Here is a 21,691-nt window from a genome sequence, read left to right as displayed (position 1 = left end):
GGAGGGGGATTTTGGAACTGTAGGAGCGGTAGCAACCGCCTGAAAGCTTTCCGAAGGAAAGCTCACTCAGGAAGCATAAGCAGTCACCGGATTTCTACCGCTAGCAGCGGTAATAGAATCAAGAAATCTGGGGGCGGGCAGCGGCCGGAAGTCCAAAACTCACAGTAGTGGCGAGTATTCCTTTTCCAAAAATTCAAGTTCAAACTATATAGTTAAATTCTTAAATTCACTCTATGCAGCTGAGGATTGGGGAGGACCATATGGATGGTTAGGAAAAATAGAGGGTATATCACGCTTTTCCTGCTACCGACTGTAGCATTGTTTATTATTGTCTATGCCGTCTCACTTGTCATTCTGTTCGGCACATCCTTTACGGAATGGTCGGCCGGACGCAGCCCGGTGTTCATCGGTCTCGCTAACTATATCAGGCTGTTCACGGACGATGCCGATTTTCGCCAAAGCGCACTGAATACGGGGATCTGGGTCGTGCTGCAATCTACGGTCCACGTGGCCATCGGCACCCTGTTCGCGGTTATTCTCAGTATGAAGGAATTCTACTGGAAGTTTGCCCGCACGGTGTACATGTTTCCTAATATTATCTCGGGTGCAGCCGTAGGTATGCTGTTCCTGTGCATGCTCAATCCTGAATTCGGTGCGGTGAACAGTATCGTCCGTTTGTTCGGCAATGCGGATTACTCCCAGAACTGGTTCATGGATTATGCCACGGCTTTTCTATCCGTTACGATGACCTGGCTGCCGTATGCGGCAGTCGTCACGATTCTCATTCTGGCCGAGATTGCGGCCATTCCGGAAAGTCTGTTCGAATCGGCACGTATCGACGGGGCCAGCAATTTCAAGATCAACCTGTACATCATCATTCCTATGCTGCGCAACATTATCGGGACCTGCGTGATTCTGTCGGGAACAAGCATGCTGCAGAAGATGGATATTATTCTAATGACAACAGGCGGCGGACCCGGCAATCAAACGATGAATTTACCCATTTACATTTACAAAACCGCTCTCATGGACAATAACTTCGGTTATTCCAACTCAGTGGGCGTTTTCCTAATCGGCTTTGGCTTGATCTTTGTCCTGCTATGCCGAAATCTGTTCAGAATAGGCAGCTCCCAAAACTGAATGGAGCGGATGGGGTGAGAATGTTGAAAAAAAGTTTGGGTGTACTTAAGTATGGATTTGTAATCCTGATTGTCCTGTTGTCGCTGGGTCCGTTCCTGTGGGTGCTGCTGGCATCGTTTAAGACGAATGCCGAGATTCTGAGCAATTCCCTCGGCTGGCCAAGCAGCTTCCGCTTCTCCAATTACACGAAGGCCTTCCAGATCGCGCCGATTTCCCGGTTCTACATCAACAGTGTAATTGTAGGGATTTTTGGAACACTGCTCAATCTGCTTCTGCTCGGAATGGCAGCTTATGTACTGGCGCGCTTTCAATTCCGCGGTAAAAAGCTGCTGATGGGAGCCTTCTCCCTCTCGCTGCTGATTCCCGGCGCTGCGATGCTGCAGCCGCTGTACTTAACAGTTAACGCGCTCGGGCTATATGACAAGCTGATCGGACTTATTATTGTCTATACCGGCTTTGGGTTGCCGGTCTCGCTCTACATTCTATCCAGCTACTTCCTGACGATACCCAAGGAGATGGAGGAATCAGCTTACCTGGATGGTGCCAGCTTCATTCAGACCTTCTTCCGGATTATACTGCCGATCTCGAAGCCGGGCTTCGGCACGGCGGGAGTCATGCAGTTCCTGCTCTGCTGGAATGAATTTCAATTCGCGATCATTCTGACGACAGGCAATCAGAGCCGGACCCTGCCGCTGGCGCTCTATTATTTCAAAAGCCAGTTTGCCAGTGATTACGGCGTCATGTTTGCCGCTACGATGGTCGTCATCATTCCGAGTATTGTAGTCTATATCCTGCTGCAGGAGCAGGTAGTATCCGGACTTGCTGCGGGAGCGGTCAAGGGATGACGGAGTTGACGGGAACGCCATGGAAAGATACCGGAGAATTGAGGGGTTGCAGATGAATGAGGAACACCTGTGGTGCCTGAAAGAAAACGGGTATGAGGCCGGACTGCATAAGCATTATGAGGGGCTGTTTACCCAGGGGAACGGCTATATGCATGCCCGTGGAAGCTTTGAAGAGGGATGCAGCGATGCCCCTCAGGATGAGGAATATCTGCGTTTTCCGGATAACGTCACGCTGGAGAAGCCGCGGCATCCGAAGTCCAAGCAGGGGACATTCATCCCGGGCATTGTCGCCCGGCATCCGCTGCTGAAGGAGGAGATTGTTAATCTTCCTTATATGCTGGGGCTTGAATTGCGCTCTGCAGGCGAGAGCCTGGATATGGACCGCTCCCGGATCAGCGGCTACAGACGCTGGCTGGATCTGCGCGATGGAAGCCTTCATCGTACATTGATCTGGGAGACAGCAGAGGGCATGCAGCTACAGTGCACCTTCGAGCGCTACATCAGTATGGCGGATACCCATCTGTGTATCCAGCGCATACAGGTTGAGGTGCTGGCAGGCGAAGGCAGGCTGGAGGCTGCTGCTTCTCTCCGGGGAGATGTACGCACCAATGGGATGAATCATTTTGATAGTGTAGTTCCCACGGCGGAAGTTGGGGGCAGCCTGTCGCTTGAAACGCTGACGGAACAGGGGAACCGGATCTTCATGCACTCTGCGCTGGAAGCCTCTGAAGCGGTGATCTGGCAGGAGGAGAATAGCCAGGTGACGGCTGCGCTCCGGGGTGAATTCGCTGTGCAGACCGGGGACCGGCTGACTGTCAGCAAGCTGACGGCGGTGACCACGGACCGGGATATGGAGGAAGGCGAAGCTGGCAGCAGAGCGCTTGCGCAGCTTAGCCATGCACGTAAGATAGGCTGGGACCAGCTATATGAACGGCATGCAGCTTGCTGGAAGAGGAAGTGGCAGGAGGCCGATATCCTCATCAAGGGAGATGATCTGGCGCAATTAAATGTCCGCGTCTCACTCTATCATCTGCTTCGTGCCAATGCACCGGAGGATGCCCGGGTGGCGATTTGTGCCAAGGGGTATGCCGGTGAGGCCTATTTCGGACGGTATTTCTGGGACACGGAGATCAACCTGCTGCCCTTTTACCTGCACACCAACCCGCAGGCGGCCCGCAATCTGCTTCTGTTCCGCTACAATACACTGGACGGAGCCAGACGCAATGCGCAGAGTTATGGCTACCGGGGAGCAAGGTATGCCTGGGAGTCCTCGTTAAGCGGGGATGAGCAATGTGCCAACTGGCAGTACGCCGACCATGAAATTCATATAACAGCGGATATAGTGTATGCTCTCTACCATTATGTGCGGGCAACAGGCGATCAAGATTTCCTGGAGCACTACGGCATTGATATTCTGGTGGAGACGGCCCGGTACTGGTGTGACCGGGTAGACTGGAACCGGGAAGGAGTGGGCGAGCTGCTCGGCGTGATGGGACCGGACGAATATCTGCCCTTTACCCGTAACAATGCCTTCACCAACCGCATGGTCAAATTCAGTCTGGAGCAGACCGTAACCTGTCTGGACAGCCTGCAAGGCAGCAAACCGGACAGCTATGCAGCTGCTGTAGAGCGGCTGGGTATTCGCCCGGAGGAACGGGAGCTGTTCCGGCATACGGCGGAGAAGCTGCGGCTGCCCTATGACAGCGGGACGGAAATTGTTCCGCAGTCTGACGATTTTGCTTCTTATGCGGATGTGGATTTTGCCGGGATCTGGACTGACAGATCCAGACCCTTCGGCCACTTCATCTCCCAGGAGCGCAATTACCGCTCCAAGGCGCTTAAGCAGGCGGATGTGCTGGAACTCATGCTGCTGTTCCCGCAGGAATTCTCCAAGGAGCAGCTGAAGGCCTCCTATGATTATTATGAGCCGATCACAACCCATGATTCCTCCTTGTCCGTGGCGGTTCACGGCATTGTGGCCTCCTGGCTGAATCAGCCGGAAGCGGCGGCGAATTTCCTGCAGCGGGTGATGGCTATCGACCTTTCGCTGGAGAAGAAGGGTGCTGCCGAGGGGATTCATATCGCCAATTGCGGCGGCTTGTGGCAGCTGATCGTCTACGGGTTAGCCGGTCTGAAGAGTGCGATGTGGAGCAAGGACATTAAGCTTGAGCCGCGGCTGCCTGAGGGCTGGACGGAGCTGAGCTTCCAGCTTGCCTGGCAGGGGGAGCGCTACCGGATCACGATTCATCCGGATGCTCATGAAGTGCACAAGCTGGAAGGGAGGGGCTATGTTGCGGGCACAACCCTTTGAGGCAGCTATCTTTGACCTGGACGGTGTCATTGTCGATACCGCGAAATTTCACTATCAGGCCTGGAAGCGTCTAGCCGGTGAGCTCGGCTTCGATTTCAGCGAGAGCACCAATGAGCAGCTGAAGGGCGTCAGCCGTATGGAATCGCTTGAACTTCTGCTGCGCTCCGGCGGAATCACAGATCTGACGGCGGAACGTAAGGAGGAGCTGGCTTCCCGCAAAAATGAGTGGTACAAGGAGCTGCTCGATACGCTTACTCCGGGTGATGTATTACCCGGTGTAAGCGGCTTTCTTGGGCTGTTGCGCTCACGCGGAGTCAGGACAGCGATTGCCTCGGCGAGCAAAAATGCTCCGCTGATTCTGGAGAAAGTGAACATCAGGCCGCTGTTCGACGCAGTGGCGGACGGGAACAGCATCGCCAGGGCGAAGCCGGACCCGGAGGTGTTCCTGCAAGCAGCCAGGCTGCTTGGAGTAGCCCCGGCCGCTTGTTTTGTCTTTGAGGATGCGGACGCCGGTGTAGAAGGGGCGATCCGGGCGGGCATGCGGGTTGTTGGTGTCGGTGACGGGGCACTGCTTGCCCGCGCCGACCTTACCATCGCCAGCTTTGAACAGCTTGACCCCGTGTTCCTGCTTAGCCACATTGGTTTGAACGGTCCCTCCGGAAGGGGGGATTGTTCGAATGAGTAATGAGTGGAAAAGTGATGAGCGCATATGCAATAGGCGAGTAAGCGATGAACGAATAAGCGATGAGCTAATAAGCAAAGGGCGAGTAAGTAATGAACGAATAAGCGATGAGCTAATAAGCGAAGGGCGAGTAAGTAATAAACGAATAAGTGATGAGACGAATAGCAACGAGCAAAAGAACTATCAGCGAATAAGCAATGAGCCGAACAGTGATGAGCAAAATAGCAATCAGCGTATAAGCGAATTGACGCTGGAGCAGCTGCAGCCGGGCACTCCCCAGGTGCTGCCTGGAGGAGGCTTTGTCACCCTGACGCTTGTTACAGACTCCTTCGGCTCGCACCTACACCTTTTGACTATATCCAATGGCAGGCTTGTATTTACCGTGATACTGGAGCGGGGGATGGATATTGGGGAAATTAGGCTGGATGCGGAGAAAATCAGCTGGGAGCGTGAAGAGCGGTACCTGCTCCATCCGGATCATGTAGATCTATCCGACAATGAGCATTCGGGCTGGGATTCAGGCTTCTATGCAGCGGTGGCTGCCATTGGGCCGGAAATATTCGGTACCCCGGATGAGGTAAGAACCGTCCACGGGACGGGGTCCTATTCCCCGGCGCTGCCGGAATCGGTGCGGCTGACCTGGGATGAGCAGCAGATCTGCCTGGAGGGTAATGTTCCGGTAAGGGGATACGGGCCCTTGCCTGTGTATGCCAAAACAGTCCGGATCGTAACCCGCTACGGGGCAGCCAACCTGTTCCGGGAAGACACGGTACGGAATTTAACGGAGGTTGCGCAGCCAGTGGATGACGGGTACCATATTCAGCTGGCAGGAGCTTATATGTCGGGAGGCGGAAGTTATATTCTGCCGGTCTCCACCGCAAAAATGCTGCTCCGTGACTCTGCCCCGCCTGAGGTGGACCCGTTAGCTGTCTACGATTCCGAAACCAGGCTGGACCCGATCCGCTGTTATCAATACGTTCCTGAGCCGGTAGAGGGGCTTGCGGATCTGCCGCAGGTCCGGGACTATTGCGCAGATGGGGGCGGGGAGCAGCTCACGGCCGAGATGCTGGTGAACGCCGGGCAGGATACGGCTGCCTATGTCATTCGTTCCCTGCAATGTTATCCCCGGTCACTAATCGCCAAGCGGGCGGTCACTGACCGGATGTATGCGCTAGAGCCTTGCAAGACCAGACCCAATTCACTGGAGCAAAAAACGATAGACGGCGAAGTGGTCTATATCGGCCCCCGCGGCCAGAGCATCGGCTGGATCATCATCGGGGCTTCGCGTGATCCGAAGGAAATCACAACCCTTGCGCACATGATCCGTAGCGCAGCAAAGTGATGGGTGTATGCCGGGAGCGCAGACACCGTTCACTTTCAAATGAAACTAGAAATAACCAGCCGCCGGTAGATTTCGGGCGGCTGGTTATTTTTTTGGTTTCTGCCAGGTTCGGCTTCTGCTCAAAGGTTACTTGCTTAGACAGCTGCTGCGAGATATGGCAGGCCAAATGTATGCGAAAAACCGAACACAATGTGCTACCGCGAAGGTAACCGGGCCGAATGTATGCGAAAAACCGAATACAATGTGCTACTGTGAAGGCATCAGGGCCGAATGTATGCGAAAAACCGAACACAATGTGCTACTGTGAAGGTATCAGGGCCGATTGTATGCGAAAAACCGAACACAATGTGCTACTGCGAAGGTATTAGTGCCGAATGTATGCGAAAAACCGAATACAATGTGCTGCTGCGAAGGTATAGGACCGATTGTATGCGAAAAACCGAATACAATGTGCTGCTGCGAAGGTATCAGTGCCAAATGTATGCGAAAAACCGAACACAATGTGCTACCGCGAAGGTAACCGGGCCGATTGTATGCGAAAAACCGAATACAATGTGCTACTGGGAAGGTGTCAGGGCCGAATGTATGCGAAAAACCGAACACAATGTGCTACTGTGAAGGCATCAGGGCCGAATGTATGCGAAAAACCAAATACAATCGCAATGTGCTGCTGCGAAGGTGTCAGGGCCGAATGTATGCGAAAAACCGAACACAATGTGCTACCGCGAAGGTATCAGTGCCGAATGTATGCGAAAAACCGAATACAATGTGCTACTGGGAAGGTGTCAGGGCCGAATGTATGCGAAAAACCGAATACAATGTGCTGCTGCGAAGGTTTAGGACCGATTGAATGCGAAAAACCGAATACAATGTGCTACTGTGAAACTACAGGCGAATAATTGCAGGATAAACAAAAGGCGCTCCCCCGGATACTGTTCCAGGGGGTGCGCCTTGTTTATGCCTTGCAGAGCCGGCAATATCCGCTTCCGCGCAAAGCCTATTTCAAATAATTAAGCAGAATCTGCGCAGCTTCTGCACGGGTGGCGGCAGCCTTCGGAGCAAAGGTTCCATCCGCCCGTCCGTTCACGAAGCCAAGCGAAGCGGCTGCGGCTACCTGATCCGCTGCCCAGCCGGAGATGTCCGCAGCATCCTTCATAGAAGTGATGTCTACAGCGGCCGGGATTGCACCATGCTGGAGCTTATAAGCCCGCATCAGAATGACAGTCATCTCTTCGCGGCTGATCTCTGCATTCGGCTGGAAGGACACCGGACTCCGTCCGGTAATCAGCCCTGCCTGCACCATGCCGGATAGAGCATCCCTGTACCAGGCATCTTGCGGAACATCAGCGAATGCGATGCTGCTACTGCTGTCGATGTTCCCGCTGGTGCCGCTGCCGCCGTTCCCGCTGTCGTTCCCGCTGCCACTGCTGTCGCCGTTCCCGCTGCCGTTGCCGCTGGTGTCGCTGTCGCCATTCCCGCTGGTGCCCATGCTGTCGTTCCCGCTGCCGTTGCTACTATTGCTACCGCTGCCGCCCAGCTGCAGCGCACCGGCCATCAGCTGCACGAATTCAGCCCGGTTAATATTCCGGCCCGGCTGATAAGCCTGCTCCGAGATTCCCTTGATCAGATGTTTCGCAGACAGCTCACGTAAGGCTTCGAAGGCCCAGTGTGTAAGCGGAACATCGCTGAATTGCTTGGAATACTCCAGCAGCGCGTATGTGCCGCTGCCGTCAAGAAGTCCCGTCAGCCCGCCCGCTTCAGCTGCTCCGCCCAGATAAGTGAGTGTACCGTCACTGCTCACACGGTACAGGCCAAGCAGCCTCGAGTCAAGTCCATCCGCTGGCCAGCTGACGCTTACCGGAACCGGATAATCCTCCAGATGGAGCGCTGTCCCGTCTGCCCTTACCAGACTCAGGTCATAATCCATCAGCTTTCCTGCCAGCGCTACGCCAGCTTCTGTCTTCAGCTTCGCAGCATCCAGTGTCTTAGGCTGCGCCTTCAGCACAATCTTGGCACCGCTGCTCCCGCCAGCAGGCAGGGCTTCGGCCAGCTGCTTCAGCAGCTCCCGCGCCAGTACCAGCTCTATTCCGTCTCCCTGTACACGCAGGGAATGGGTTCCCAGCAGCGTCCCGGCATTCACCGGAAGCTCAACCGCAGCCGCTTGACCTACCTGCACTGTAACCACACCGTTCACCGCAGGGCTGCTCAGCTGAGTGGCAGTAATGACTGCAGCCGAAGGACTCGGCGTTGCGGTAGCCTGTGGTGTTGCCGCAGGCTTCGCCGTAGATGACGGCGGACTTGTTGCTGTCACCGGCGGGTCCGTTGGTGTCGCCGGAGGATCTGTTGGTGTTACCTGCCGACGGCTGACAGTCAGCTCAATCGTCTCTGTAGGGACCGCATCCACATAAGCATACTCCCCGATCATACGGGTGTTCATAACCTCAACCTTGTATGCCCCCGCATCAGATATAGCAGCCTTATCCAGTGTCAGACTGCTCCCGGCCGCACCGTCCAGCACAAGATCGTTCTTCAGCCAGCGGTAGCTCAGCTCTCCATACACAGAATTGGCTACAACGTTAAAGGTAACTGAAGCCCCTTCGATTACCGGATTTACACTTGCCGTGAACGACTGGACCACTGGTGTTTCATGTGCCGGATAGACCTTGAGCACCAGCTCTGTTCCGGTGATACGTTCCGGATTCACCTCCGCTTTGCCGGTCAGCACCACACGGTACTGTGTTCCGTCATCTTCCATTCCCGGCGTGAAACGGTATACTGCACCGGTAACACTCGTTAGCGGCAGCCAATCGCCGCTGTCCGGCCGCTTCATTTCCCAGCCAATAGAATCCACGTCACCTGTTGCTTTAACAAGCAGCGTCAAGGGTTCACCCTCAACGGCGTCCATGGCAGAAGGTAAATCTACCGCGAAGGCAGGGGTAATCCACTCTACTGCAGCCGGGAGCACTTGCAATATATATTCCTGCTCGCCGGTTAAGCCGCTATCGTCTGCCACAACCGCCTTATATCGGTAGCCGCTCATCGCTTCCGTCAACGCCGCCAGCGTCAGGCTGTCGCCCGAACCGACCGGCTCACCATAACCATAGCCATCGCCCTTGTCGAGGTACCAGGTGAAGGACAGGGTTCCTTCTCCTTTACCGGCGGCGCGGAGTACTCCAGCTGAACCCGCCCGCATCAAGCCTTCACTGACAATCTGCACCTCTGGCGCCTTTTGGTTCCATTTCGCCGTCAGCGTCATTACTCCCGGCACGGTCTGATTGGCAAAATCCCATTTTTCTGAATCGTTGTACCAGCCCTCCAGCACATAACCTTTATTCATTACAGCCGGAGCCGTTAACTGTTCGCCGTATGCAGCCTGAACGACTGTCTGTCCCGGACTTCCGCCATTCGCGTCAAAAGTAATATCATAGCGTCCGTTCAGCTCGGTCAGAGCACTGATTTCACTATTGCTGAGGTTACGGACTTCAATTTTCATCCGCTGGTTATCCTTTGCCTGATCATCCGCTACTCTTACTGCTGCACCGTCACTCTTGGACGCTCCTTCTACAGTGATTACTTTATTATTGCTTTTGTTAATGATCTTGTAGTAATCTCCGTCTTTCTCCAGCTTCCACTGCTGCGTATCCGGTATCGTTCCAGCAGCTTTGATATTCTGGCAAAGCTGCTGGATCGCTGAACCGGGAAGAATATCGAGCACATGGCCGCTTTGAACCGACTGAATCTGGTAATAGCCTGTGCCGAGATCCAGGAATCTCCACAGCTGATTATTACCGTCACCGTTAGACCACTGGTTAATCACCGCCAGCGGATCACTGGAGACTCTGTCCACATCCAATGCTTTTCCGCTGTGCTTGGGCTGGATTTTGACCATTTTCTCCGGAATGATCTTGCCCGCAATCGAGCTCATAAATCCGCCGCTCGTCTTATCAATCGTGAGACTGTCGACATTGAATCTGCCGGTATCTCCCTGTTCGCGGATGAATTCAATCGTATTCTTGCCGGCTTTGAGGTTCACGGACTCCGTACTGTTAGCCCAGATATCCCAATTCGCTGTCGGAGTTAAGGACACTTGCTTGATTCTCTGTCCGTTAACCATCATCGACATGGTAATATTCGAGCTTTGTACCCCGGAATAACGCAAAGTTGACGTATAGTCAGCCGTATTAGGGACATTTACTTCAAACTTCAGCGTGTCCCCGGTCTGCTCGAATCCGCCTACGAACCCGTTGCCTTCATACCATAAATGATCCCTGACAACCTTGAGGCTTCCTTGCCGGGTGGCATCCTCGGCCTGATACCTCCACGGAGTACGCTTGTTAAGATGAATACTGTCCATATTTAGAATGCCGGAGTTTCCTGTTTCATTCTTATAAGTAATTGTGTTTTTACCCGCCTTGAGGCTTAACGTGTCAAGCTGCTCCTTCCAGACGGTAAGTCCGCCGGTAGAAGGGAGGGTAATATTCTTAATCTTCGTGCCGTTCAAGTACAGGCCATAAGTTGTGCCTGCTGCTTCTTTGGCATATCTCAGCTTCACATCATAAGAGGCTGCATTCTCCACATTTACCACGAACTCTACGGACGAACCCGCTTTGGACAGCCCGGTGACATAACCGGTTCCCAGATTGCCGTCTTTGGCGTAAACAACTGCAGCATCGTTCCCGCCAGCCAGCTTGGCATCTTCGGCTCCATAATGCCAGGTAGTGGCTTCTGTTACGGTTATAAAGTCCAGATTGACGTTGCCGGTATCGCCTTCGTCATATTTATAAGTGATCGTATTTTCCCCTTCTTGAAGGAAAACATTGTCATAGCGGTCGGCCCAGCTGTCCCAGCTTTTTAGGCTGAAGAAATCGACCTGCTTAAGCTTTTGCCCATTCACATACATAGTCAGCGTCCGGTCATCGTTGAATCCCAGGCTGTAGCCCAGCTTAACCGAATAGCTGCCGGCAGCAGCGGCATTTACTTTGAAGGAAACTGCAGAGCTGGAAGTCCAGAGCCCTCCGGCAAATCCCGTTCCGCTGTAACCCGGATGATCTGCATCAACCTTTGCATTTCCGGACAGCACGGCATTTTCTGCTTCATACAAGGTGCTGCGCTTGATAATCATGGCATCCAGAGCCAAAGCACTCTTGCCGGACAGGCGGATTGTGTTGCTTCCGGCGTTAAGCGGAAGGTTATAAACGGATTTCAGATCGAAATTCGCCTCAAATCCGGCATTCGAAGGGAAGGAAAGATCGCGGGTTGCTCCCCCATTAACGCCTAATTTCATGGTAACCGGATTCGCGGTGTTATTGTTGTATCTGAAATCCAGCGAGTAGGTCCCGCCAGCAGTAGTGTTTACTGTAAACTCTATATAGTCATTAGTGCTGCTGTTATTGTATTTTTGATATACGCCGCCCGAAGCATAAGCCGTTCCTCCGGGGATTCTCGCTACTCCCGACAGCTTTGCCTCCTCGGCTTCATAGATTTCGCTTCGCTCTTCTCCGGAAGGTCTGTTCAGGACTGTGCCGGGGTTGGAAGGAATGCCAAGATTGATGAAATCATCATCATCCCAGTGAATCCGCTGCGCTCTTATACCTCGGTTCCCGCCGCCTTGCCCGTGGGTCGGTATGCCGTGATACAGAATCCAATCCTCGCTGTCGTCTTCGGACTTCAGGAACAGGGGAGAGCCGGGGCCATACGAGCTGTTCTCATCCGATCTTTTCATCACAGGCTCAGGATATTTGACCCATGAATCCGCATTCATCACATCCGAGGATGCATCCGCAACGGATACGCCAACTGCATAGTTATCATTCATAAAGCTGCTGGCCGAGTAGGCAAAATAAATTTTACCGTTTCTCTCGACTACCGCAGCGCCTTCGTTGATATTATCGTTTTTCTTTTCCCAATCATATTCCGGTTTGGCCACCGTACCTTCCGGGCCCTCCAGGGTCCACGGGTTCTTCATTTTGACAATCGTCGGACTTTCATCGAATTTCGTATTCTCAGGGTTCTGCGGGTCCTCGAAATAATAGTATTTGGTATAGGTGAAGTAGGGTTCCCCTTTAATCGTAACCACGCCGCAGGCCAAACCGTAGCCTTCCGTGTTCAGCAGTCCCTGCTTGACCGTAACCTGGCCGTCGCTGTCTTCATTGGCAGATTCGCCCTTCAGCTCCCAGGTTCCTTCAAAAGGATCGGGTGATGCGTTCTCCAGAACGTAGGAGCTTGGATGCCCATATCCGAAGCTGTCCTCCGGGCCGGAAGAGAAATACAGATACCACTTGCCGTCCAGCCGGTAGACATATGGACCCCACACATAGCCGAAGTTATCGGGCTTCTTCCAGACCACTTTGCTTTTGGCCGTAGATACGCCGAGAATGGTTTCATGCCTCTTCAAGGTGATGTTATTATCGCCTGAAGATGCAGAATAGTAATAACCATCAGCAGCCCTGGCCACGGTAGGATCAGCACCGCCCATAAGCGGGTTAACGTAATTAGAAGTTACATCCGCGTAAGAGATGCCTGACAGCAGTAAAGAAAGTATCAACACCAGGGGGAGCAGCTTTGAGCTTTTTTTCCTCATATGAATCTCCTTTTCTAAGCAATTTCTGATCATTTTGACAAAAGTTATGTTCACTTGCCCTCCTCCGCAAAGATATGACCCTGCTTTTTTTGAAACCGCTTACCAATAATTGCAGCGCTACGCATCCATTATAAAATAAGAGCGGAACTGTTTTTCCGCATCATGTTTTGCGATATTTTGAGGGATTGGCTTAGCCGGAGAAGGAGCGGGGAGAGCAGCCTGGTGTTCTTGCTATATTTTTAGCTTTCTTATGTTATTTTGACGCTGTATAATTACGCAACAAATGTTTACATTCTTTGTATAATCATAGTGGGAAAAACTGAGAGAAAAATGAAGTTGACTGGAAGCCAGATTCGGATAAAAAAAGTGTTGGCTAAAGTGAAAAAAGCTCTTGCAGGAATGATGGTTGTAGTTGGGTTAGCGGTTTCTTCCGTTTCTTCTTCACATGCCCATGCGGCAGCGGATAAGCTGCAAATTAAGATTGACGGTGTTGTAATTTCCTACGATACGGGCGCCGAGGTCAAAAACAATCATACGATGGTTCCTCTGCGTGTAATCAGCGAGAATCTGGGAGCCAAGGTCGCCGGGACTAACTCTGAAATTATTCTTACCAAGAACATGACCCAAGTGAAATTGAAACCGGACAGCGGTACCGTGACGATTTTTCATTCAGAAGCCTTTGGCTGCCAGGTTGATTTCAAAAGTCCGACAATTACTGTCAATACAGCTGCCAAGAATGGTTTCCTGCAAATTATCAGTAATACAATTGTATAGTTAATCATCAGCTATGGAGGTCCAGTCATGAGTGAGATTGCAGAAACGGACCTCTTTGGGCTACCGCATGATCACTCGGAGAACAACAGCCCATACAATTAGCGGTCTGTTGTTCGGGTTAGGCATGATTGTTATTATATCGAGTCAATCTGTTCTTGTATTGAGGTTATGGGATTAACGCAATAATTGTTGTTTCTGATTTAGATAACATAAAGTTAACTTTTTTCATAAATAATGTTATTTTTATGTCATTCATTGCTTCAAATGCTCTGATATAATTTCTGCTAGGTAGGCAAAAAAGGGGAATATAGTGTTCAAAAATGAACTTGTGTAGTAACAACTTAACCGAAAAAAATACCGTGAGTACATGGTGATATAAAAACGATGGAACTGGGAGACTTTAATCCATACGGGGGGATGAGATATGAAAAAAACATTAATGGCTTGTATGATGATAATGTTGATGCTGGCATCGGCTTGCGGAAATGTTGAAACGACATCAAATCCAAATACTTCTAGTGAACCTAAAGCTGAAACGGAAGAGTCTATTATTCCAAAAAACACATCCGAATATTGTACTGATGACCGTATAAATTTGGATAGTGAAACTGAAAAATATTTCTATGGAACTTGGAAAGTTGAGAAGCATTTAGGATTTGCCAATTCATATAATGATGCTTCTGAATATCCAACAGGGCAAAAATTTATCGGGGATGAACTTGTAATCGAAAAAGACTTTTTTTCATCAAAAGGACTAAAAAAGTATAAGAAATATCAATATGAACTAAAAAATCCAGTATATCAGATTACAGAAGCATGCTATAACTCGGACTCTTTTTATAGATCGTACAAAATACTTATCCCAGACTTAAATATAAATGATGAAGTAAAAGTCATAGATATAAGTGACCCTTCTACAAAACTTAGAATACCTGTAAGTGTAACTTTTTTTGTTGTTAATAACGATAGGGTTATCTTGTTATCAGAGGCAACTATTTTTGAGCTAAAAAAATTACTGATTAAATGAATTAAGATTATATTTTCCAAACAAGAAAGGTCAGCCTTTAGGCTGACCTTTCTTGTTTATGCCCTAAAACAATTAAACTATAGTGTATATACTGGATACTTGTGAGTATACTTCATGCCTGTACAAAATAAAGTTGCTTCATCATTTCTTCGTCTTTGTAAATTTCTATCGTATGAAAATGCTTTGCTGACCAATCTTGAACAAGTATCAATTTCATTTGTTGAAAGTGGGCCATTAAAAGATGGATATATTTGCTGATATTCAAGCATAGCTTGAACATCACCGGTTGCTAGCACCCCGGAACCTCCATTAAAAGTGAATGAAACAAGTGCATCAAACTGAGATTGTGAAAATGTATGACCATTAGGGGGTACTAAATTATTTACAGCCTTTATAGCTTTTGCAGTATCCTCAGTAAAAAAAGTATTTGCCTTAGACTGAGAAATTGGTGATGTATAACCGAGGCTCAAAGAGCTTGATAGAGCATCAGCTTGTGCTTGGGTAAGAAGGGAATCATTTGCATTACCTGTTGTATTTTTAGTATATGTTTTAGTATTTGTTATCAAATGACCCCATCCAACAGTTGGAAACCCATAAAGATCTCCATAAAATTTCAAGGAAAATCCCTCATACGATTTGATAATGTTTGCTCCACTGGTGCCTAAAGAAAAATTCGACATATTAATCACTCCTGAAATAAAGATTAGGAGAAGAGCAATAGGAGGAATCATAGACAGAGCGCCATTCCCAAGTTTTCTGCAATGCCGTATTGTCTTCACAGTATATAAAGAGAAATGAGTTTCTTTTTTTACAACCACTCTCCATATTTTATTTCAATTCACTAATATTAAAAGTTTGTATAACCTCTATCATTTTGACATAGAGTTCCTGTTTAAATCATCCCGATAATCGGCGGGTACTTGTCGCAAGGAGGCTTTGATCTTTGGTGTGAAAGATTCTAAGACCTGTAATGTTGCCTCCTGATCGTGGTATTGCTGAGCTTGAACTAAAAGTTGGGCCCACATAAAATCACCGCTTTACGTTTTTTTGTATTTCATTCTTCAAGTCAATGTTACCCTTCCTCATAATTCATTCCCCTTCCGTTATCAAGCTGCGCAGTTTAGATAGAGCTTTTAAGCGGTGTTTCGAGACATTTTGTTGGGATACTCCCATTAATCCGGCTATTTCCTTGTCATTTAGTGCTTGTACGTAAGCAAAAGATAAAATCTGTTGTTGTTGTGCTGAGAGAGATTCATAAGCTTGATAAAGTGAGTGATCCGTAATGTGATCTTTTAAATTTGGTGGCACAGATTCTGAATCATGAACAGTAAGTAAGACAGATTCCAGGTTTTCATCGTTGTCCAAAGTCAGCGGGAATCGGCTGTCCTTCATTCGTCTCTTTTTGTCATAATTGATAGAGTTATAATGAATAAGATTGGCCATATACTTGATAAAACGACGATTTACCTCATCATCCTTATTCAATATAAGCCCCCCTTCTTTATGGAGAGATTGCTGCTATGCTGCGCTCCCATTAAGCAGCCATACATATTAGGCAGCACCATAAAAAAAGAATCGGCATACGGATACGCCAGTTCTTGAAATAGTCTGCACTTGGTGACAGCGGCGCCGGTACTCCGCCAACAAAGAAGAAAATAAGCAAAACTTATAAGATATTTACTTAATTTTAGTTCTCATAAAAAAAGTACAGTTAAATCAGATCGATTCAACAGTACAAGGTTTTTGAACTATGCCATCTAGACTACGATCTCTACGCCAACGGGAATCCCTGCAACTGTTAAAATAGTAGTTAACGGATCTAACGGCATTTTTGTCTGCGAACCATAGCTTATTATTGTTGCCATCTATCATCACTCCATTTCAAAGGTATTCGATATTATATTGTGAACCGCAATGATAGAGTGGACTAAGCTCCTGATGATTATATACATTTAATCGCTATTGCTGTTCTTGCAGGCGGCAGCGAAAAACTCAGGTAAACGCTTCACTTAATCTTAAGTTTGGTAAGTATATTCATTAAGAAACGACTGTTATCATAACTTTGTGAGGGGATAAGCAGGATGACTTCCGGAAAATTCAAGCTGTTTGTAATCTTTTCCCCTCCAGCGGTTAATAATGCTTAGGATTAGCAGGCTGGAAAGGGGCTTGGGATGAATGAAACGCAAACTTTTACTGACCGGAGCGGCTGGAAGGATCGGCAATGCACTCTTCAAAGGGCTGAACGAAGACGGCAGATACGAGGTTACCGGCGCAGATATACAGGCAGACGAAGAGCAGGGGATCGCCCAACTGGACATTAATGATGAAGCACGGCTGGCGGAGCTTACTAAGGATGTCGAGACGGTGCTCCACTTTGCCTGGATTAAGGATGAAGACGATTTCCTCGGTAAAGTGCTTCAGGGGAATGTAGCGGGTGCGTATAAGCTGTTTGAGGCGGCGGTGCAGAATGGGGTGCGGCGCATTATATTCGCCAGCTCCAATCATGCGACCGGTTATTATAAGTCGGATGAGACAACGGGACCGTCTGACCCTTACCGGCCGGACAGCTTCTATGGATTAAGCAAATGTTATATCGAGCTGCTGGGCCGCCTCTATTCGGACCAGGGCAAAATCTCCTCGCTGAATATCCGGATCGGCAACTTCCCCGGGGACGACCGGCCCCATTCGGAGCGGGCAGGGCATATCTGGATCTCGGAGCGTGATTTGCTGCAGCTTGTCAACTGCTGTATCCAAGCGGATGAGGAGCTGCAATATTTGAATCTGTACGGGACCTCGGCGAATAGTGACAACTACTATACCATCGGTTATCTGGAGGAGCTGATCGGATACAAGCCCCAGGATGATGCGGCGGAGCTGCTCGAACAGGCGAAGGCGGAGGGCCGGGAAATACGCAAGGATGAAACCGAATATCAGGGCGGGCAGCAGGAGTAGGAAACAGCGCAACCCGCGATTTTCTGTTACCTGTATATAAAGAAGGCATGCGAAGATTATCTTTCGCGTGCTTTTTTTGTGCAAGCCATATACATACCTATACGTACAAAGAAAAGGCTGAAACCCATCCCGAGCAAAGCACTGCTGTCCAGGGCTCCGGGGGATTGCTGCATAGTCAGCAGGGTGTATTGAGTGACTACGATGGAGACTAAGGCGTCGGTGAAGCTGAATATTTTGAGTGTGGATACAATGGGACCCTTCAGCTGCCGGTTAGCCGTCATGCTGCAAACCGCCATCCCAAGCTTGGTGAATGAAACGGCAGCGACGAGATAGACAAGGTTTCCGCTGAAAATAAGGGCATCCCCGAGGACATACATCCGCAGGGAAACGAGCAGATAACTGATGCCCAGCAGGCAAAGGAACAGGCCGCTGCGCCTGTAAATGTTATGCTCCAGCTGGAGCCTCTCGCCGGGTTGTTCGATTTGTTTGACGGCTGCGAACTTGTGGAGCGCCTGACCTCTTGCCGCACTGAGAATCAAATAATAAATGGCGTTGGTGATCAACCAGCCGGAAAGGAGGTACACGCCAAGAATCAGCTTGCCTGCGCCAATCACCGCATTAACAGCAAGCGATACAGTATTGACCATGGCGGTACGCTCCTGATTTGATATGACATTTAGTTTCAGCACCACGGACCTGCGGTATCCCTTCATCGGGTCGGATGAGCTTTTTTCGTATTTCTCCCTATGGTAAACTTTAGGTAAATTATCTAGGGGGCTGGACATGAGAAAGAGTATAATGGCATTATTATTTCTGTTCTGTTTGACTGCTTGTGGATCTTCAAATGGAGGACTCACCACGAAAGACTTAGGCATAAAAAAGGCGGATGATGATAAAGCGGTTGTTCAGTATGGAATGAGTCGTGTGGATGCGGAAAAAGTGCTTGGTGAAGGCGAAGATATAAAAATCGGCAATTCATTCGCTTACAGCTCCAGAGTAAGGATTATGTACCGTGAGGATAAAGTGGCGGGTATTAATTTGACTGAAGAATCGGAGGATATGTATGAGACGGTCGGCGGTTTGAAAATCGGAATGTCCAAAGAGGATGTTAAGAAAATTTATGGGGATCAATATCTGGCGGATATTGAGAAAAATTTGGATTATGCTTACGATTCAGACAGCAAACAGTTTGTAAAAGAATCTGAGTGGGCTAAAAATATTGAAGATAACACAAAAATTCATCTCATTTCAGTTATGTTTGATGGTAGCGGAAATGTACGTAATATTCTGTTAACAGATAAGCAAATGGCCATAACGTATAGATGAATTGATAATGGTGTGTTCCCCTGCTTGCATTCAGTGGGGGTATTTACCTGCGAATATACATAATGTTCCAAGTGATTTGTGGTTCTGGATTGTACCGAGAAGATCCATACTCTATTCGCCAACTCATGGATTATGGCGGAGTAGTAAGGGGATACACGTCGCAATTATAATAGCCGCTGCCCGTTTTGTTCGGCAATTTGAATTTAGAGCATACATAAAGTAGCCCATTAACTTTTAATGATACATAATAAATAATCCCTGCTAACCCATCTGGTCGGCAGGGATTATTTATTGTCTGGCATGTTCAATTCATCCAATATCCTCAAGCAAATCCTTAGAATTATTACGTACATTGCCTACAGCCGAAGGAACCTTATAAGCCCGCATTTTCGCTGCATCGTAGGGCTTCAGCAGTTTTAATAATGACTCTACATCATCATTGTCTCTCCCCAGCCAATCGGCCTCATCTTCAGGTCTCAATATAACCGGCATGCGGTCATGAATATCCTCCATCAAACTGTTCGGAGTAGTGGTGATGATAGTGCAGGTGCTCAGTTTCTTTCCTTCTGGATCTTCCCAAGTGTCATACAATCCGGCAAAGGAGAAGAGGCTGCCATCACTCATGAGGATCCGGTAGGGCTGCTTGCTGGTCCCGTCCTTCTTCCACTCATAAAATCCATCAGCCGGAATGATACAGCGCTTGGTTTTAAGCAGCCGTTTAAAGGCAGGCTTATCGGCCACTGTCTCCGCGCGTGCATTGATCATCTTACTGCCGATCTTCTCATCCTTGGCCCAAAACGGTACCAGCCCCCAACGTAGTTCCCCCAAGCGTTTCCCCGCGTCACTGGCAATTACCGCCGGAACATTATGCATGGGAGCTACATTATAATTGGGTTTCAGTGTAGCTAATTTGCTGTCATCGATTAAGTAGTGCGTAATTAGTTCTTCCAGGGTGACCGTAATGGTAAAGCGTCCACACATATAATCAACCTCCTCATCCAATTATAGCGCTTGGCTTCTATGGATAGAGGAGGTAAGTGTTGGATTGATTATCCGGTTGCAGTTATGCCAGCTGACTTCACCTTAATATTGGGTGTTGCCCGACTGGCTGGTTTTACCTGAGGCGAAGCCCTTAAACAGGGTGGGTACATTGTGATAGCGGGTGTTGGTGATTTTTGCGGCGCTGCTGCTGCTGTCTGTACGGAAGATGGAATCTTTGACATTCGAGATGTCAGAGCTGTCCAGTGTGAAGTTCACGGCGTAGGAGGTTCCGCCGTTCTGGCGGGCCAGCTTGCCGATGTCGTCGGCTCTGAAGTTCTTAATGTTGATTGTGCCGGCAGCGTTTGCCTGGAACACTTTATCGTAAGCTTTATATGCACCTCCGCCAGTAATATTGACTGTACCGGAGGCTTTCAGCGTCAATGCATCCTCGCCCACATCCTGCCAGGTCACATTAGAGATTGTAGCGTTTCCATAACAGTGCACCCCGTCTGCGCCGGGAGCACCGATAATTACATTTTTGAGTGTAGCATTCTTCTCCAGCCGGAAGATTGGCTTCTGGTTCTCTGCCTGGCTGCCATCTCCAAGTGTACTTGCATTGGCGACATAAGTCTGGCCATTGCCGTTAAAGGTCTCTCCTGCTGGAACAACAATCGTTGTACTGACAACAATTGGCGTTGCAGCGGATACCTTGGCCGGACTGGCAACATAGAACGAAGACAACATGACAACCGACAGGAGTAAGCCCACAACCTTTTTCAATAATATTCCGCCCTTCAACTGTAGAGTATAGATCCGGCGAACCGGTATCTTGCAGGTGTCCTGACCAGATGTGCACCTCTGCCCGCACCCGATATATAGGATATTCGGAACACGTGTGCATAGAACAAATTAGTTCTGCTGAGATCAATTACCATATTTTCGACACAATTTGGAGGGAGCTGCAAGCTCAGTTATAGTGTATAACAATAGTAGAATGGAGGAGATTACATTGACGCAGGAAGAACTTATCCACGAGATTATGAACAATAATATGACAAGAGAGAAAGAAGAGAAAGTAAGAAAGTATAAGATTCTGAATACATATGCCAAGAAAGGACAGACCGTAATGGCCGGCTCCTCACTGATGGAGTACTTCCCGGTTAATGAATTACAGCAGACGCTGGAGAAGCAGACGATTATTTACAACCGCGGAATTGCAGGCTATGTAACCAGTGAGCTGTTAAATTCCCTGGAGGAATGTATTGTTGAGTTGGAGCCTTCTAAGCTGTTCATTAATATTGGCACCAATGACATCAGCTCAGCAGACGGCGAATATCATGTCGGGCATCTGCTTGCGAACTATAATGAGATTCTGACGCAGATCGGAGCAAGGCTGCCGGAATGCAAGGTGTATGTCATGGCGTACTATCCGGTGAATGCTAAGGCTGATTTCAGCGGAGTGGATCAAGAGATGAAGGCGGGAATGTTCAGCACCAGAACAAATGCCGCGTTACGCGAAGCCAATGCCGAAGTGGAGAAGCTGGCAGCGCAGCATGGGTATGCGTTCATTAATGTGAATGAAGGGTTGACGGATGAGGAAGGGAATCTGAACGAAGAGTGCACGATGGACGGGATTCATATGTATGCGAATGGTTACGCGGTGGTCCTTAATAATCTAAAAGAATATCTATAAGCGTAGGATAGAATGCAAAGCAGCGGTCCTCCGGAGCA

The 21,691-nt window shown here is 49.2% G+C and carries 16 protein-coding genes; 10 read left to right on the top strand and 6 right to left on the bottom strand.

Going from position 1 to position 21,691, the window contains the following annotated elements:
* Nucleotides 1–264: 264 nt before the first annotated feature.
* From NSU01_RS25055 to NSU01_RS25035, 5 genes are all read left to right on the top strand, one after another.
* Entirely contained in the window at nucleotides 265–1,140 is an 876-nt protein-coding gene (locus tag NSU01_RS25055) for a sugar ABC transporter permease (protein WP_042138964.1), read from the top strand.
* A 20-nt stretch (nucleotides 1,141–1,160) separates the two neighbouring features.
* A complete protein-coding gene (locus NSU01_RS25050; RefSeq protein ID WP_039308352.1) occupies nucleotides 1,161–1,985 on the top strand; it encodes a carbohydrate ABC transporter permease in 825 nt (274 codons plus the stop codon).
* A 52-nt stretch (nucleotides 1,986–2,037) separates the two neighbouring features.
* A complete protein-coding gene (locus NSU01_RS25045) occupies nucleotides 2,038–4,296 on the top strand; it encodes a glycosyl hydrolase family 65 protein (protein WP_218639452.1) in 2,259 nt (752 codons plus the stop codon).
* Nucleotides 4,274–4,981, top strand: coding sequence for a beta-phosphoglucomutase (pgmB, locus tag NSU01_RS25040; protein WP_076244530.1), 708 nt, complete (start codon nucleotides 4,274–4,276; stop codon nucleotides 4,979–4,981). The genes NSU01_RS25045 and pgmB overlap by 23 nt, the downstream gene beginning before the upstream one ends.
* Before the next feature lie 241 nt (nucleotides 4,982–5,222).
* On the top strand, nucleotides 5,223–6,320 hold the full coding sequence (locus tag NSU01_RS25035) for a DUF4432 family protein (RefSeq protein ID WP_218639453.1): 1,098 nt from the start codon (nucleotides 5,223–5,225) through the stop codon (nucleotides 6,318–6,320).
* Nucleotides 6,321–7,317: 997 nt separating this feature from the next.
* On the opposite strand, the gene NSU01_RS25030 is transcribed toward NSU01_RS25035, so the two are convergent.
* On the bottom strand, nucleotides 7,318–12,900 hold the full coding sequence (locus NSU01_RS25030; RefSeq protein ID WP_083705554.1) for a CBM35 domain-containing protein: 5,583 nt from the start codon (nucleotides 12,898–12,900) through the stop codon (nucleotides 7,318–7,320).
* Between the two features lie 378 nt (nucleotides 12,901–13,278).
* Here NSU01_RS25030 and NSU01_RS25025 point away from each other — a divergent pair, with 378 nt between their 5' ends.
* Together NSU01_RS25025 and NSU01_RS25020 are read left to right on the top strand one after the other, a co-directional pair.
* Nucleotides 13,279–13,674, top strand: a complete 396-nt coding sequence (locus NSU01_RS25025; protein ID WP_179093528.1) for a copper amine oxidase N-terminal domain-containing protein — start codon at nucleotides 13,279–13,281, stop codon at nucleotides 13,672–13,674.
* 424 nt (nucleotides 13,675–14,098) lie between these two features.
* Nucleotides 14,099–14,701 (top strand): hypothetical protein, encoded by a 603-nt coding sequence (locus tag NSU01_RS25020; protein WP_076244534.1) that lies wholly within the window; start codon nucleotides 14,099–14,101, stop codon nucleotides 14,699–14,701.
* A gap of 77 nt (nucleotides 14,702–14,778) precedes the next feature.
* Here the strand turns inward: NSU01_RS25020 and NSU01_RS25015 are convergent, their stop codons facing one another.
* Complete coding sequence (locus tag NSU01_RS25015; protein ID WP_076244536.1) at nucleotides 14,779–15,381, bottom strand: glycoside hydrolase family protein; 603 nt, start codon at nucleotides 15,379–15,381, stop codon at nucleotides 14,779–14,781.
* Between the two features lie 409 nt (nucleotides 15,382–15,790).
* Complete coding sequence (locus NSU01_RS25010) at nucleotides 15,791–16,186, bottom strand: sigma-70 family RNA polymerase sigma factor (protein ID WP_076244538.1); 396 nt, start codon at nucleotides 16,184–16,186, stop codon at nucleotides 15,791–15,793.
* Between the two features lie 690 nt (nucleotides 16,187–16,876).
* Here NSU01_RS25010 and NSU01_RS25005 point away from each other — a divergent pair.
* The gene (locus tag NSU01_RS25005; RefSeq protein WP_076244540.1) at nucleotides 16,877–17,653 is read left to right on the top strand and encodes an NAD(P)-dependent oxidoreductase; all 777 of its coding nucleotides are present in this window, start codon (nucleotides 16,877–16,879) and stop codon (nucleotides 17,651–17,653) included.
* 56 nt (nucleotides 17,654–17,709) lie between these two features.
* On the opposite strand, the gene NSU01_RS25000 is transcribed toward NSU01_RS25005, so the two are convergent.
* The gene (locus NSU01_RS25000; protein ID WP_256703890.1) at nucleotides 17,710–18,300 is read right to left on the bottom strand and encodes a hypothetical protein; all 591 of its coding nucleotides are present in this window, start codon (nucleotides 18,298–18,300) and stop codon (nucleotides 17,710–17,712) included.
* A 136-nt stretch (nucleotides 18,301–18,436) separates the two neighbouring features.
* On the opposite strand from NSU01_RS25000, the gene NSU01_RS24995 reads away from it, so the two are divergent.
* Nucleotides 18,437–18,979, top strand: coding sequence for a thiol-activated cytolysin C-terminal domain-containing protein (locus NSU01_RS24995; protein ID WP_076244542.1), 543 nt, complete (start codon nucleotides 18,437–18,439; stop codon nucleotides 18,977–18,979).
* Between the two features lie 309 nt (nucleotides 18,980–19,288).
* On the opposite strand, the gene NSU01_RS24990 is transcribed toward NSU01_RS24995, so the two are convergent.
* On the bottom strand, nucleotides 19,289–19,960 hold the full coding sequence (locus NSU01_RS24990) for an SOS response-associated peptidase (protein ID WP_076244544.1): 672 nt from the start codon (nucleotides 19,958–19,960) through the stop codon (nucleotides 19,289–19,291).
* A gap of 102 nt (nucleotides 19,961–20,062) precedes the next feature.
* Nucleotides 20,063–20,740 (bottom strand): pectate lyase, encoded by a 678-nt coding sequence (locus NSU01_RS24985; RefSeq protein ID WP_256703891.1) that lies wholly within the window; start codon nucleotides 20,738–20,740, stop codon nucleotides 20,063–20,065.
* 229 nt (nucleotides 20,741–20,969) lie between these two features.
* On the opposite strand from NSU01_RS24985, the gene NSU01_RS24980 reads away from it, so the two are divergent.
* On the top strand, nucleotides 20,970–21,653 hold the full coding sequence (locus NSU01_RS24980; RefSeq protein WP_076244547.1) for a GDSL-type esterase/lipase family protein: 684 nt from the start codon (nucleotides 20,970–20,972) through the stop codon (nucleotides 21,651–21,653).
* Nucleotides 21,654–21,691: the final 38 nt, after the last annotated feature.

The sequence above is a fragment of the Paenibacillus sp. FSL H8-0259 genome (assembly GCF_037963255.1).
Classification (GTDB): domain Bacteria; phylum Bacillota; class Bacilli; order Paenibacillales; family Paenibacillaceae; genus Paenibacillus_AQ; species Paenibacillus_AQ phytohabitans.
Note: the sequence above shows the minus strand (reverse complement) of the source record. Positions and strands in the feature narration are given on the sequence as shown.